Below are 13,756 nucleotides of genomic sequence, written 5' to 3'. Positions count from 1 at the left end.
ACGCCCCACGGTAGGAGCTGAACAGACTCGGCACGCACGGGCGATGGCGGTACGTCAGGCCGCGTTCACCCGGATGTCCCATGCCGTTCGGCGTGAACGCACAGCCTGTCCGCTGTCAGTCGATCTGTAGGCCAGGAGGCCCGATGTCCCCGTCTGCGCGCATGTTGCCGCGTTCCGTACGCCGTTCCCTTGCCGCGGGGCTGCCGATCGCCCTCGTCGCGGCGATCGCCGTGGCCGGCACCGCCACGGGCGCGCCCGGCCACACGGGCGGACATGGAACGGTTCCGCGCGTGACGGGCACCGCCGTGCTCGGGGACATCCCGCTGGCCTCGTTCAGCAACTCCCTGCTCACGGGGTCGGTGGCCGACGATCGCGGGGTCGACCTGGGCGGGATCGGCAGCGACATCTTTCCCGCGGGCCGGAAGGGCGAGTTCTGGACGGTGACCGACCGCGGACCCAACGGCCAGATCAAGATCGACGGCACGAAGCGCCGGACGTTCCCGGTCCCCGGGTTCGATCCGGCCATCGTGAAGGTGCGGGTGTCCGGCAACCGGGTGAAGGTGCTGACCGCGCTTGCGATCACCACGTCGCGGGGCAAGGCCGTCACCGGTCTGCCGAACCAGGCGTCCCGCGACGAGGCCCCGTACACGTACAACGCGTCGACGCCGCTCTCGTACGACCCGAACGGTCTGGACACCGAGGGCATCGTCCGGGCGTCCGACGGCACCTTCTGGCTCGCCGACGAGTACGGGCCTTCGCTCGTCCATGTCTCCTCGCGCGGCCGGGTGCTGGCGCGCTATGTGCCCAAGGGCCTGGGACTGCGGGGCGCCGGCTACCCGGTCGTCGAGGCGCTGCCGTCCATCCTGCTCAAGCGCAAGATCAACCGTGGTTTCGAGGGGCTGGCCCAGCTGCCCGGCGGTGATCTCGTCCTCGCGGTGCAGAGCCCGCTGTCCGTGCCGGACGAGGACGCGGGTGAGGCGTCGCGCAACGCCCGGCTGCTGCGCTTCTCGCCCACGAAGCGTGCCGTGACCGGCGAGTACGCCTACCGTTTCGACGCGGTGGACGTCGTCGACCCGGGTGAGGACGATCCGTCCGAGCTGAAGATCTCCTCGCTGGTCGCCCTCGGCCGCGACACTCTGCTCGTCCAGGAGCGCACGGACGCCTCGTCCCGGGCGCACCGTGTCACGCTGCCGCGTGGCGCGGGCATTCTCGGCAGCCGCTGGGACAGCGCCACGACCTCCCCCTCGTACGAGCAGATCGAGGACCCGGCGGCAGCGGGGGTCCCGGTGCTGCGCAAGAGCCTGGTCGCGGACTTCGGCAAGGTGGCGGGCGTGCCCGGGAAGGTTGAGGGCATCGCCGTGGTGGGCCGGAACACCCTCGCGCTCATCAACGACAACGACTTCGGCATGACGGACGGGCCCGAGGCCTTCGACGCCCCGGGCCGGCTGGTGGACAGCGGCATCGAGACGACCGTGACATACGTGCGTCTGCCTCGCCCGCTGCACGGCTGAGCCCGCCCGCCGGGAGCCGCCCGTGCCCTGAGTGCGGCGTGGCTCCCGGTGGTCAACTCCCGTTGGTTGTGCGGACTTTGAGCCGTCCCGGCATCTTCCGCCCCTCGCGCGGCCGACCGTACCGTGATCCCGCGACCGGTCCGCCCGGGGCCGGCGGAGGGGAGCGGTGGACCATGAGCGACCCGCGGATCGTGACCGTGCGCCCGGAGCCGGGCGAGTACGCCTGGACGTTCGGCGGCGCGCCGCCCGTGGCGCGGATCGCGCCGGGCACTGTACTCGACCTGTTCACGGAGGACTGCTTCGCGGGCCGTGTCCGCTCGGCGAAGGACCTGGTGTCCGAGGTCTGCGCGTTCCCGTTCCTCAATCCGCAGACCGGGCCGTTCCACATCGAGGGTGCCGAGCCCGGTGACACGGTGGCCGTGCACTTCGTCTCCGTGGAGCCGGCCCGCGACTGGGCGGCGTCGACGACCGTGCCGCTGTTCGGGGCGCTCACCTCCACCCATGCCACGGCCACCCTTCAGGACCCGCTGCCCGAGGTGGTGTGGATGTGGGAGCTCGACCGGGAGCGCCGCACCTGTCTGTTCAGCGCCCGGGACAGTGACATCCAGATCGAGCTGCCGATGGACCCCATGCACGGCACCGTCGGCGTGGCGCCCGCCAATCTGGAGGTGCGGTCCGCGTTGGTCCCGGACGCACACGGCGGCAACATGGACACGCCCGAGATGCGCGCCGGCGTCACCTGCTACCTGGGCGTCAACGTGCCCGGCGCGCTGCTGAGCCTGGGTGACGGGCACGCCCGGCAGGGTGAGGGCGAGACCTGCGGTGTGGCGGTGGAGTGCGCCATGAACACCGTGGTGGTGGTCGAACTGCTCAAGGGCGTGTCGACACCCTGGCCGCGTATCGAGTCCGACTCGCACATCATGTCGACGGGCTCCGCACGCCCGCTCGAAGACGCGTTCCGGATCTCCCAGTTGGACCTGGTCCAGTGGCTGGCCCGGGACTACGGACTGTCCCGGCTGGATGCGTACCAGCTGGTGGGCCAGGCGGGTGAGGCCCCGCTCGCCAATGTCTGCGACACCAACTACACCTGCGTCGCCAAGATCCGCAAGGAATGGCTGCCGGCAGGAGATCCTCATGGCGGCCTCCACCGTCATCTGCGGGAGGTCGCCTCCGCACTGCCCCGCTTCTGACACCCCCACCGGGAGAGGCCCCATGGACCGTAGACGACTGCTCAAGGGCGGCGCGGCCATGGCCGCCACCGGCGTCCTGCTGCCCGCGGCCCCCGCTCGGGCCGCAGCCTTGGACACCGACTTCCCCACCGCCGAGTGGCTGCCCGCGACGGCGTCCAACTTCACTCCGTCGAGCCGCCCTTCGTCGTACCCGGTGAACTTCGTCGTCGTCCACGTCACTCAGGAGACCTTCGGCGACACGATCGACATCTTCCAGGACGCGGCCCGGCAGGTCTCCGCCCACTACGTCGTGCGCTCCGCGGACGGACATGTGGCGCAGTGCGTGCGGGAGCGGAACGTCGGCTGGCACGCGGGCAATTGGGACTACAACACCCGCAGCATCGGCATCGAGCACGAAGGCTGGGTGGACAGGCCGGAGTATTTCACCGACGTGCTCTACGAGCGGTCCGCGGCGCTCACCGCCTCGATCTGCGACCGCTACGGCATCCCCAAGGACCGCATGCACATCATCGGCCACAACGAGGTCCCCGGCGCCACCCACTCCGACCCCGGGCCGCTCTGGGACTGGGGCCGCTACATCCGCCTCGTGAACTTCACCTGACGCCGGGACGCTTGTCGCGCCCCTCCGCCTGGGTCACGATGGGCCGGGGAGGCCGAGTTGAGCGACGCATGGGTGGCTCTCGAACCGGGCGCGGATCCGTCGGAGCGGATCGCCGTGCTGCGCAGGGCCTACGACGCCTATCTGACCGCGGGCCGTGTCGAGCGGCCCGTGCGATCCGTGGTGGCCGACTCCTGGAAGCGTTCGGCCCGCGCCCATGTCAGCCCCGACGGCACGGCCGGCGTCGAACTGGACGACGACGCCCTCACCGCCTGCCGCGAGGATCATCCGCTGGCCCGGGTCATGCCCCTGATGAGGGAGCTGATGGGCGCGTACGCCATGGACGGCGAACACCTCGTGGCGGTCTGCGACGCGCACGGACGGCTGCTCTGGGTCGAGGGTCCGCCCACCACCCGGCGCAGGGCCGATCTGATGAATTTCGTGCCGGGCGCCCGCTGGGCCGAGGCCGTCGCCGGGACGAACGCCCCGGGCACGGCGATCACCCTCGACCGGCCGGTCCAGGTCTTCGCGGCCGAGCACTTCCGCCGTCCGGTCCAGGCCTGGACCTGCGCCGCTGCCCCGATCCACGATCCCGCCACCGGGCGGCTGCTCGGCGCGGTGGACATCACCGGCGGCGACCGGCTGGCGCACCCTCACAGCCTCGCGTTCGTCGGGGCCGTGGCACGGGCCGCCGAGTCCCAGCTGGCACTTCTCGCCCCACCGCCGTCCGCGGAGAGCGTGCAATTGACGGCGCTGGGCCGCGACGAGGCGCTTTTGGTGACGGGCGGCCGCAAGGTGCGGCTCAGCCGCCGCCACAGCGAGATCCTGGTGCTACTGGCCCACCGCCCGGAGGGTGTCGGCGGCGACGAACTGATGATCGAGCTGTACGAGGACGAGTCCGTCACCCCTGTCACTCTCCGGGCGGAACTGTCCCGGCTGCGCGGTCTGCTCGGTCCCGATCTGCTGCTCTCCCGGCCCTACCGGCTGGGCGCACGCGTCGACGCGGACTTCGACGCGGTGGCCCGGCGGCTCGCCTCGGGTTCGGTGACGGGGGCGCTCACCGCGTACGCCGGTCCGTTGCTGCCCGCGTCCCAGGCACCCGCGGTGGCGCGGCTGCGCCGCCGTCTGGAGGGTCAGCTGAGGGCCGCGCTGATCGCCCGCGGCGATCCGGGCCTGCTCGCCGACTGGGCGTACAGCCCCTGGGGCGAGGACGATCTGGCGGTGTGGCGGGCCCTGGCCACCGCACTCCCGTCGGCCCAGCGTCCGTCCGCTCTCGCCCGCGTACAGGAACTGGACGCCTGGCAGCGGTCCTGACGAGAGTCCGCCGGGAGCCTTCGCGTACCCCGTCGGGCGGGGTTCCGCCACCGAATGACCGCTCCGTACTGCGAATCCCGCGCTACCTCCTTACTGTCAGTTGAATGGAGCACCAAGGTCCGACCCTGCCGCGGCGGGGTCGCCCGACCGTCCGACCCGGAGGAGCACGCCATGCCGGAGCTGTTCATCGGCGGCAAGTGGACTGCCGCCCTCGACGGGCAGGTGCGTGAGATCCGCTGCCCCGCGGACGGCACCCTCGTCGCCACCGTCGACGAGGCCGGCCCGAAGGACGCGGCGGCGGCGATCGCCGCCGCCCGCGACGCCTTCGACCGCGGGCCGTGGCCCCACACCGCGGCCGCCGACCGCGGCAGGGTGCTGCTGCGCGTCGCCGACCTGCTGGAACGCGACAAGGACGCGTTCGCCCGAGCCGAGTCCCTGGACACCGGGAAGCGGCTCGTGGAGAGCGAGTACGACATGGACGACATCGCGAACTGCTTCCGGTACTTCGGCAACCTGACGGCCGCCGGCGGCGAGGACCGGATCGTCGACACGGGCAACCCGGAAGTGGACAGCCGGGTCGTGCACGAACCCGTCGGGGTGTGCACGCTGATCACGCCGTGGAACTATCCGCTGCTGCAGACCGCCTGGAAGGTCGCTCCCGCGCTCGGTGCGGGCAACACCTTCGTCCTCAAGCCCAGCGAGCTCACGCCGCACACCTGCATCATGCTGATGCGGCTGCTGACCGAGGCGGGAGTCCCCGCCGGCGCGGCGAACCTGATCCTGGGCGCCGGTCCCACGGCGGGTGCCCCGCTCAGCGAGGACCCGCGGGTCGACATGGTCTCGTTCACGGGCGGTCTGGTCACCGGGCGGCGCATCATGGCGGCCGCCGCACCCACGGTGAAGAAGGTCGCGCTCGAGCTGGGCGGCAAGAACCCCAACATCGTCTTCGAGGACGCCGACTTCGACGCGGCCGTCGACTACGCGGTCATGGCGATCTTCCTGCACTCCGGCCAGGTCTGTTCGGCCGGGGCCCGGCTCCTGGTCCAGGACGATCTGCACGACCGGTTCGTGGACGCGGTGGTGGCCCAGGCCAAGGAGATCAGGCTCGGTGGCCCGTTCGATCAGAACGCCCGTACCGGACCGTTGATCTCCGCTCAGCACCGTGACAAGGTCGAGGCTTATGTGGCGGCAGGTCTCGCCGAGGGTGCTGTGCTGCGCTGTGGCGGCAAGCGTCCCGACGACCCGGCGCTGCAGGACGGGTTCTACTATCTGCCGACCGTGCTGGACGAGTGCGCTCCGGGCATGTCCGTCGTCCGTGACGAATCGTTCGGTCCGGTGCTGACCGTTGAACGGTTCCACGACGAGGAGGAGGCGGTCGCCCTTGCCAACGACACCGTCTACGGCCTGACCGGCGCGGTCTGGTCGCAGGATGTCGGCCGCGCCCACCGGGTGGCTTCCCGGGTGCGCGCCGGAACCGTGTGGATCAATGACTTCCATCCGTACGTCCCCCAGGCGGAATGGGGCGGGATGAAGCAGTCCGGCTTCGGCCGCGAACTGGGCCCCGCGGGTCTTGCGGAGTACCAGGAGGCCAAGCACATCTGGCGCAACCTCAGCCCACGTCCCCAGCGGTGGTTCTCATGAGTGTCCATGACGACAGCAAGAGCAGCAGGGCCAGTGCCCAAGGGCAGGAAGACGACGACGCACTCGGCGCACTCGGCTACAAGCCCGAACTGAAGCGCACCCTCGGCAACTTCCACACCTTCGCGGCCGGCATCAGCTACATCTCGATCCTCACCGGCACCTTCCAGCTCTTCTACTTCGGTGTCTCCTTCGGCGGGCCCGCCTACTGGTGGTCGTGGCCGATGGTGTTCGTCGGGCAGCTGATGGTGGCCCTGTGCTTCTGCGAGCTGGCCGCCCGCTACCCGGTGGCGGGGTCCATCTACAACTGGGCCAAGACCATGGGCGGCCCGCACGTCGGCTGGCTCGGCGGCTGGATGATGATGACGGCCACCATGGTGACGCTCTCCGCCGTGGCCCTGGCGTACCAGATCACGCTGCCGCAGATCGACAGCTGGTTCCAGTTCGTGGGCGACGGCAGTGGCAAGAACGACGCGGCGGCCAACGCCGTCCTCCTCGGCACCGTCCTCATTCTGTTCTCGACCCTGGTCAACGCCTTCGGCGTGAAGCTGATGGCGCGGATCAACTCGGCCGGCGTCTTCATCGAGCTGGTCGCGGCCGTGGCTCTGATCATCCTCCTGGCCGCCCACATCACGCGTGGTCCCAGCACCGTGCTGACGGACACCTACGGACTCGGTGAGGGCCAGACGCTGGGCTACTTCGGCGCCTTCCTGACGGCCTCGCTGGCCTCGGCCTACGTGATGTACGGCTTCGACACCGCCTCGTCGCTGGGTGAGGAGTCGCACGACCCGAGCCGCAACGCTCCGCGGGCCATCCTGCGCGCACTGGTCGCCTCGTTCCTCATCGGCGGCCTGATCCTGCTGTTCGCCCTGATGGCCGTCCCCAACATCAACGCCGAGGAACTGTCCACGATCGGCCTGCAGTACGTGGTCCTGGAGACTCTCGGTTCGACCATCGGCGAGATCGTCCTGTGGTGTGTCGTCATCGCCATCACGGTCTGTGTGCTGGCGGTCCAGGCCGCCGGTATCCGGTTGATGTTCGCCATGGCCCGCGACAACAACCTCCCCGCCGGCACGCATCTCGCCAAGGTCAGTCCCCGCTTCAAGACGCCCGTCGTGCCTGCCGTGGTCATCGGTGTGGTGGGCGTGCTGATCCTGGTGATCAACGTCAACCAGCCGCAGATCTTCTCGGTGATCACCAGCATCGCGATCATCATGATCTACGTGGCCTATCTCCTGGTCACCACGCCGATGCTGATCAAGCGGCTGCGCGGCAAGTGGACGCCTGCCGAGGGCAAGTTCTCGCTCGGCAAGTTCGGTCTCCCCATCAACCTGCTCGCGGTGCTGTGGGGCCTGGCCATGTCCATCAACCTCGCCTGGCCGCGCGCCGAGGTCTACAACGCCACCGGGCCGCAGCACTGGTACCTGCGCTGGGGTGCGTTCGTGTTCGTCGGCATCGTCGGGCTCGGCGGCTTCGCCTACTACTGGTTCGTGCAGCGGCACCGGACCGGTGTCCTCGAATCACACCGATACGTCGCATCGACCGGCACCGGTGAACCGCCGGCGCCCTCCGCCTGACTCTCCCCACGAACCAGTTCTGGAGACGCCATGTCCACACAGAGCCCCGACCAGGAGTTCGACTACGTGGTGGTCGGCGGCGGCACCGCCGGCGCCGTCATCGCCGCGCGCCTGTCCGAGGATCCGGACGTGAGCGTCTGTGTGCTGGAGGCGGGCCCCTCCGATGTCGGCGACGACAACATCCTGCGGCTCGACAAGTGGATGGCTCTGCTGGAGTCCGGCTACGACTGGGACTATCCGATCGAGCCGCAGGAGAACGGCAACAGCTTCATGCGGCACGCCCGGGCGAAGGTGCTCGGCGGCTGCTCCTCGCACAACTCCTGCATCGCGTTCTGGGCACCCGCCGAGGACCTCGACGAGTGGGGGGCGATGGGCTGCACGGGCTGGAGCGCGAAGGACTGCTTCCCGCTCTACCAGCGCCTGGAGAACAACGACGCGCCCGGTGACCACCACGGGCGCACGGGTCCGGTCGTCATCCGCACCGTCCCGCCGGTGGACCCGTGCGGGGCGGCGCTGCTGGAGGCGTGTGCCGCCGCGGACATCCCGACGACGCCGTTCAACACCGGCAGCACCGTGGTGCGAGGCGCCCACTGGTTCCAGATCAACCGCCGTGAGGACGGCGTCCGTTCGTCCGCGTCGGTGTCGTATCTGCACCCGATCCTCGGCAAGCGGCCGAACCTCGATGTACGCACGGGACTCCAGGCCCGGCGGCTGCTGTTCGGCGACGACGGCCGGTGCACCGGGGTGGAGTACCTGGAGCCCGACACCATCCACACCGGATCGGTCACCGCCCGGCGTGAAGTCGTCCTCTCCTGCGGCGCCATCGACTCGCCCAAACTGCTGATGCTGTCCGGCATCGGCCCCTCCGGTCATCTGCGGGACGTGGGGATCGACGTCCGCGTCGACTCCCCCGGTGTCGGCTCCCACCTCCAGGATCACCCGGAGGGCGTGATCATGTGGGAGGCCAAGCGGCCCATGGTGGACCGGTCCACCCAGTGGTGGGAGATCGGGATCTTCACCAACACGAGGCCCGGCCTGGACCGGCCGGACCTGATGTTCCACTACGGCTCGGTGCCGTTCGACATGAACACCTACCGGCGCGGCTACCCCACCACCGACAACGCGTTCTGTCTGACGCCGAACGTGACTCGCGCCCGGTCGATGGGCACGGTCAGGCTGCGGACGCGCGACTTCCGGGACAAGCCGAAGGTCGACCCCCGCTACTTCACCGACGAGCACGACATCCGGGTGATGACCCACGGCCTGCGTCTCGCGCGCGAGATCGTCTCCCAGTCGCCGATGGCCGACTGGGCGGGCGCGGAACTGGCGCCCGGACCGGCACTGCAGAGCGACGACGAGCTGTCCTCCTACATCCGCGAGACGCACAACACCGTCTACCACCCCGCCGGGACGGTGCGGATGGGCCCGGCCGACGACGCCGACTCCCCGCTGGACCCGCAGCTGCGGGTGAAGGGCGTGCCGGGCCTGCGGGTGGCGGACGCCTCGATCATGCCGTTCCTGCCGGCGGTCAACCCGTGCATCACGACCATGATGATCGGCGAGAAGTGCGCCGACATGATCAAGTCGGGCTGAGGTTCCGCCGCACTTCCCGTGCAACGTCCTCGCAACCTCCCGGTCCCTAGCCTCCCGTCAGGCGCCGCCCAACGGCGGGCGGCACCCTCACCGGGAGGCCCTGGAGATGACCCGATACGCAAGCCCGGGCAGTGACGGCGCGATCGTCTCGTACCGCCCTCGCTACGACCACTGGATCGGCGGCCGGTACGTACCGCCGGCCCGCGGCGAGTACTTCGAGAACCCGAGCCCCGTCGACGGCCGCCCGTTCACCGAGATCGCCCGCGGCACCGCCGACGACGTCGAAGCCGCACTGGACGCGGCGCACGCCGCGGCGCCCGCGTGGGGCCGCACCTCGGCGGGCGACCGTGCGGGCATCCTGCTGAAGATCGCCGACCGTATGGAGGCGCATCTGGAGGAGCTGGCGGTCGCCGAGAGCTGGGAGAACGGGAAGCCGGTCCGCGAGACACTGGCCGCCGACATCCCTCTCGCCATCGACCACTTCCGCTACTTCGCCGGAGCCCTGCGCGCCCAGGAGGGGTCGCTGAGCGAACTCGACGACGACACCATCGCGTATCACTTCCACGAACCGCTGGGCGTCGTCGGCCAGATCATCCCCTGGAACTTCCCGATCCTGATGGCGACATGGAAGCTCGCCCCCGCCCTGGCCGCCGGCAACGCCGTGGTCCTCAAGCCCGCCGAACAGACCCCGGCCTCCATCCACTTCTGGCTGAGCCTGGTTGCCGACCTGCTGCCGGACGGTGTCGTCAACATCGTCAACGGCTTCGGCGTGGAGGCGGGCAAGCCACTCGCGTCCAGCCCGCGCGTCGCGAAGATCGCGTTCACCGGCGAGACCACGACGGGGCGGCTGATCATGCAGTACGCCTCCGAGAACATCAAACCGGTCACCCTGGAACTCGGTGGCAAGTCGCCCAACATCTTCTTCGACGACGTCTGGGCGGCCGACGACGATCTGCGTGACAAGGCGCTCGAAGGCTTCACCATGTTCGCCCTCAACCAGGGCGAGGTCTGCACCTGCCCCTCGCGCGCACTCATCCAGCGCGGCCACTACAGCGAGTTCCTCGAAGGGGCCATCGCCCGCACCGAGAAGATCGTGCCCGGCCACCCCCTGGACACCGACACCATGATCGGCGCCCAGGCCTCCAACGACCAGCTCCAGAAGATCCTTTCGTACCTCGACATAGGCCAGCAGGAGGGCGCGAAGATCCTGACGGGCGGTCAGCGCATCGAGCACGACGGGGAACTGGCCGGCGGGTACTACGTCCAGCCGACGATCTTCGAGGGCGACAACCGTATGCGCGTCTTCCAGGAGGAGATCTTCGGCCCGGTCGTCGCGGTCACCTCCTTCTCGGACTTCGACGACGCGATCAAGACCGCGAACGACACGCTGTACGGCCTGGGCGCGGGTGTCTGGACCCGCGACATCAACACGGCGTACCGGGCCGGCCGCGCAATCCAGGCGGGCCGGGTGTGGACGAACTGCTACCACGCGTACCCGGCACACGCGGCGTTCGGCGGCTACAAGCAGTCGGGCATCGGGCGGGAGAACCACCGGATGATGCTGGAGCATTACCAGCAGACGAAGAACCTGCTGGTGTCGTACTCCCCGAAGAAGCTCGGGTTCTTCTAGGGCGCAAAGCAAGGCGCCTGAGCTGGTCTTTCACCCGTCAGGCGCCTTGCTTTCAGGGCGGTAAGTCGAGGCCGTTTCGCGAGGGACCGCCCGCAAGGTCCGGGTGGGCCCGGTGCGCATCACAACCGTGCGCCGGTGCAGTCTGCGGCCTGCGTCAGGAGTCCCTGCGCCACTGAGCGGGCGAGTTCTTCGTGGCCGGGTCTTCGTACGAACCGGCCTTCCCACGGTCCACATGGAACGTGGTCAGCGTCGTGACCGGCGAGGCCGGGTCGCGGCGGTCGGCGATGACCCGCATATGGGTGCTGAATCGCTTCGGGGTGACCTCGTAGACGTCGTAGCCGTAGCGGTTGCCCTCGAAGTACTTCAGATGGGGATTCGCCGCGCCCATGAGCGGGCCGTTGGCCGCGTTCCAGTCCGGGGAGTACGCGCCCGAGGTGACGGAGTGGGCGGTGAACTCCGTACCGATCACCGGCGAGGACGTATCGTCGAAGTCGAGCCGGACGTCATCGACGAATGCCGAGTGCCAGTCGCCGGTGATGACCACGAAGTCCTCCATGCCACTGCTGTGAATGTGGTTCAGGACCTCCTTGCGCTCGGCGAGGTAGCCGTCCCATTGGTCGGTGAACATGTACGAGCCGCCCGGGCGGCCGCGCAACTGGCTCAGCATGATCGAGTTGGCCCAGACGTGCCAGGTGTCGGGCGCGCGGTCGACCCCCCGCTTCAGCCACGCCTTCTGGCCCGCGCCCAGGATCGTGCCGTCCGCGAGGTTCCTTTCCGAGCGGTACGAGCGCAGATCGAGGACCGTCAGCTCCAGCAAGTTGCCCCAGCGGCGGACCCGGTGGATCTCGGGGTCGGGCAGGGCGGAATTGCCCGCGTCACGGTGCGGCATGTTCTCGTACCAGGCCTGGTACGCGGCCGCACGGCGCTGCATGAACGGGGCGTCGCCGCCGGCGCTGGAGTAGTCGTTGGCGACCTCGTGGTCGTCCCAGGTGAGGAACCAAGGATGGGCGGCATGGGCCTCGCGCAGGGAGCGGTCCCCCTTGTAGAGGGCGTGGCGGCGGCGGTAGTCGGCGATGGTGAAGATCTCCGGGCCTTCGTGGTCGCGGACGTGTTCGGCCGGGACGCCGCCTTCCTGGCCGTGCTCGTATATGTAGTCGCCCAGGTGGACGACGAAGTCGACGTTCTCGCGGGCGATTCCGCGATGGGCGGCGTAGAAGCCGTCGTGGAACGCCTGACAGTTGGCGGCCGCGAAGCGCACGGAGGAGATGGGGCCGACGGGCGCGGTCTTGGTCCTGCCCACCCGGCTCTTCTTGCCGAGGGCCTTGAAGGCGTACCAGTAACGGGTGCCCGGCCGGAGCCCGGCGACCGGAACGTGGACGCTGTGGCCGAGTGTCGCGGAGGCGGGGGCCGTGCCGCGGGCGATGACACGCCGGAGCTGCGGGTCGGTGGCCACGACCCAGTCGACCTCGACGATCTCGGGCAAGCGCTGCTCGGCGGCAAGGGGTTCCGGCGCGAGCCGGGTCCACAGCACGATGCTGCTGGGCTGCGGGTCGCCGGACGCGACGCCGAGGGTGAAGGGCGCAGGATCGTAGTCGGCGCCGAGCACCTCGGCGGCCTCCCGGGCCTGGGCCGGCGAGAGGCCGGCACTCAGCGGCCAGGCGAGATTGAAGGCGCCGGCGGCGCCGGCGGCCTTGAGCAGATCCCGTCGGTTGAGCGTGGTCATTTCTGTCCCTCGTGAGCCTGCGCCGTGGCGGTCAAGGTGAGCGATACGGCATCGGCGTAGCCGTCGTTGGACGTGCCGCCGCCGCTGCGGGTGAAGACGAGCAGCACACGCGCGGTGCGTGCCCCGGGCGGCACCGTCGCGGACGCGGTGCGCTTCAGGAGTGCGGTACGGGACCCGCGCTCGGTGGCGGTCACGGGGCCGAGGACGGACAGGGCGACGGGGGTGCCCTTGGCGTCCCGGAACTCCACGGACAGCCGTGCGCCGTCCTCCTGCGCCGCGTATCCGCCGAGCCATCCGGCGAGGGTGTAGCGGACCCGGCCGGTGTCGACGGCCGCCCGCCCCGTGGCGCCCCGGGGGGGCAGGGCGATGTCTTGGACGAGAGCGGTACGCGGGCTGTTCCCGCCGGAGAAGAAGCGGCTGCCCCGGCCGGCCGGCCCAGGGTCGGACGGCATCGGGTACCCGCCCCCGAGGTCGTACGCGATGAGAGCGGGCGCCCCTTCACGCACGATCCACCCCGTCACCCCCTGAACGGGCTCCGCAGACCCGCCGGGCCCGCTCTCCGCGTCACCGTTCACGACAAGATTCACTCACGCCTCCCTGTTGAACCAGCCATGCGCATCCCAGCAGTTTGCGGTGAACCGTGGAAGACGGCAGGGAGACATCGAACCGAGTGGTTCAGACAACTTTTGGATCAATGCTTGGATCAATGCGCGGCCCGGCATCCGTGCCCGAACACCAGCCGGGCCTCCTCTCGCCTGTGCTTGCGCTGGTGGACGGACGCTGCCCTGCCTTGGGGTTGGCGCACAGACAGACGCCGCTGTGCTTCCGCCAGCACGGTCCGCATCCGCGACCGCACGTCACCGTCGGGGAGCCGCGCACGGAGACGTGCCGGATCGGCTGTCAAGAGGGGGACGTAGCCAGTGAGTTGCGGCTCGAGGTGGGCGCAGTCACCGGCCGGGATGCTCCTTCCAGGAGCTCGGGA

General features: G+C 69.8%; 10 protein-coding genes. 8 read left to right on the top strand and 2 right to left on the bottom strand.

The window, feature by feature from the left end:
* Window positions 1-143: 143 nt before the first annotated feature.
* The 8 genes from OHA05_RS32660 to exaC all read left to right on the top strand — a co-directional run bounded on the left by OHA05_RS32660 (window position 144) and on the right by exaC (window position 11,051).
* Window positions 144-1,511: an esterase-like activity of phytase family protein gene (locus OHA05_RS32660; protein ID WP_328862539.1), complete on the top strand. Its 1,368-nt coding sequence runs from the start codon at window positions 144-146 to the stop codon at window positions 1,509-1,511.
* Between the two features lie 173 nt (window positions 1,512-1,684).
* Window positions 1,685-2,701 (top strand): acetamidase/formamidase family protein, encoded by a 1,017-nt coding sequence (locus tag OHA05_RS32655; protein ID WP_313942638.1) that lies wholly within the window; start codon window positions 1,685-1,687, stop codon window positions 2,699-2,701.
* A gap of 22 nt (window positions 2,702-2,723) precedes the next feature.
* A complete protein-coding gene (locus tag OHA05_RS32650; RefSeq protein WP_313942639.1) occupies window positions 2,724-3,302 on the top strand; it encodes an N-acetylmuramoyl-L-alanine amidase in 579 nt (192 codons plus the stop codon).
* 57 nt (window positions 3,303-3,359) lie between these two features.
* Window positions 3,360-4,613 carry a GAF domain-containing protein gene (locus OHA05_RS32645; protein WP_313942640.1) on the top strand — a complete coding sequence of 418 codons (1,254 nt, stop codon included), beginning with the start codon at window positions 3,360-3,362 and terminating at the stop codon, window positions 4,611-4,613.
* A 171-nt stretch (window positions 4,614-4,784) separates the two neighbouring features.
* Window positions 4,785-6,254, top strand: a complete 1,470-nt coding sequence (locus OHA05_RS32640; RefSeq protein ID WP_313942641.1) for an aldehyde dehydrogenase family protein — start codon at window positions 4,785-4,787, stop codon at window positions 6,252-6,254.
* Complete coding sequence (locus OHA05_RS32635) at window positions 6,251-7,828, top strand: APC family permease (RefSeq protein WP_328862538.1); 1,578 nt, start codon at window positions 6,251-6,253, stop codon at window positions 7,826-7,828. Before OHA05_RS32640 ends, OHA05_RS32635 begins: the two co-directional genes overlap by 4 nt.
* Window positions 7,829-7,858: 30 nt before the next feature.
* A complete protein-coding gene (locus OHA05_RS32630) occupies window positions 7,859-9,421 on the top strand; it encodes a GMC family oxidoreductase (RefSeq protein WP_328862537.1) in 1,563 nt (520 codons plus the stop codon).
* Between the two features lie 106 nt (window positions 9,422-9,527).
* A complete protein-coding gene (gene exaC / locus OHA05_RS32625; RefSeq protein WP_313942645.1) occupies window positions 9,528-11,051 on the top strand; it encodes an acetaldehyde dehydrogenase ExaC in 1,524 nt (507 codons plus the stop codon).
* A gap of 154 nt (window positions 11,052-11,205) precedes the next feature.
* Here the strand turns inward: exaC and OHA05_RS32620 are convergent, their stop codons facing one another.
* Both OHA05_RS32620 and OHA05_RS32615 read right to left on the bottom strand, forming a co-directional pair.
* Entirely contained in the window at window positions 11,206-12,774 is a 1,569-nt protein-coding gene (locus tag OHA05_RS32620; protein WP_328862536.1) for an alkaline phosphatase D family protein, read from the bottom strand.
* On the bottom strand, window positions 12,771-13,361 hold the full coding sequence (locus tag OHA05_RS32615) for a phosphoesterase (RefSeq protein WP_328862535.1): 591 nt from the start codon (window positions 13,359-13,361) through the stop codon (window positions 12,771-12,773). Before OHA05_RS32615 ends, OHA05_RS32620 begins: the two co-directional genes overlap by 4 nt.
* Between the last annotated feature and the right edge of the window lie 395 nt (window positions 13,362-13,756).

Source organism: Streptomyces sp. NBC_00306 (assembly GCF_036169555.1).
GTDB classification, from domain to species: domain Bacteria; phylum Actinomycetota; class Actinomycetes; order Streptomycetales; family Streptomycetaceae; genus Streptomyces; species Streptomyces achmelvichensis.
Note: the sequence above shows the minus strand (reverse complement) of the source record. Positions and strands in the feature narration are given on the sequence as shown.

Bases quoted from the DNA above. Each gene is read 5' to 3' on its own strand.
- OHA05_RS32660 (WP_328862539.1), top strand. From the start codon at position 144: ATGTCCCCGTCTGCGCGCATGTTGCCGCGTTCCGTACGCCGTTCCCTT.
- OHA05_RS32655 (WP_313942638.1), top strand. From the start codon at position 1,685: ATGAGCGACCCGCGGATCGTGACCGTGCGCCCGGAGCCGGGCGAGTAC.
- OHA05_RS32650 (WP_313942639.1), top strand. From the start codon at position 2,724: ATGGACCGTAGACGACTGCTCAAGGGCGGCGCGGCCATGGCCGCCACC.
- OHA05_RS32640 (WP_313942641.1), top strand. From the start codon at position 4,785: ATGCCGGAGCTGTTCATCGGCGGCAAGTGGACTGCCGCCCTCGACGGG.
- OHA05_RS32635 (WP_328862538.1), top strand. From the start codon at position 6,251: ATGAGTGTCCATGACGACAGCAAGAGCAGCAGGGCCAGTGCCCAAGGG.
- OHA05_RS32630 (WP_328862537.1), top strand. From the start codon at position 7,859: ATGTCCACACAGAGCCCCGACCAGGAGTTCGACTACGTGGTGGTCGGC.
- exaC (WP_313942645.1), top strand. From the start codon at position 9,528: ATGACCCGATACGCAAGCCCGGGCAGTGACGGCGCGATCGTCTCGTAC.
- OHA05_RS32620 (WP_328862536.1), bottom strand. From the start codon at position 12,774: ATGACCACGCTCAACCGACGGGATCTGCTCAAGGCCGCCGGCGCCGCC.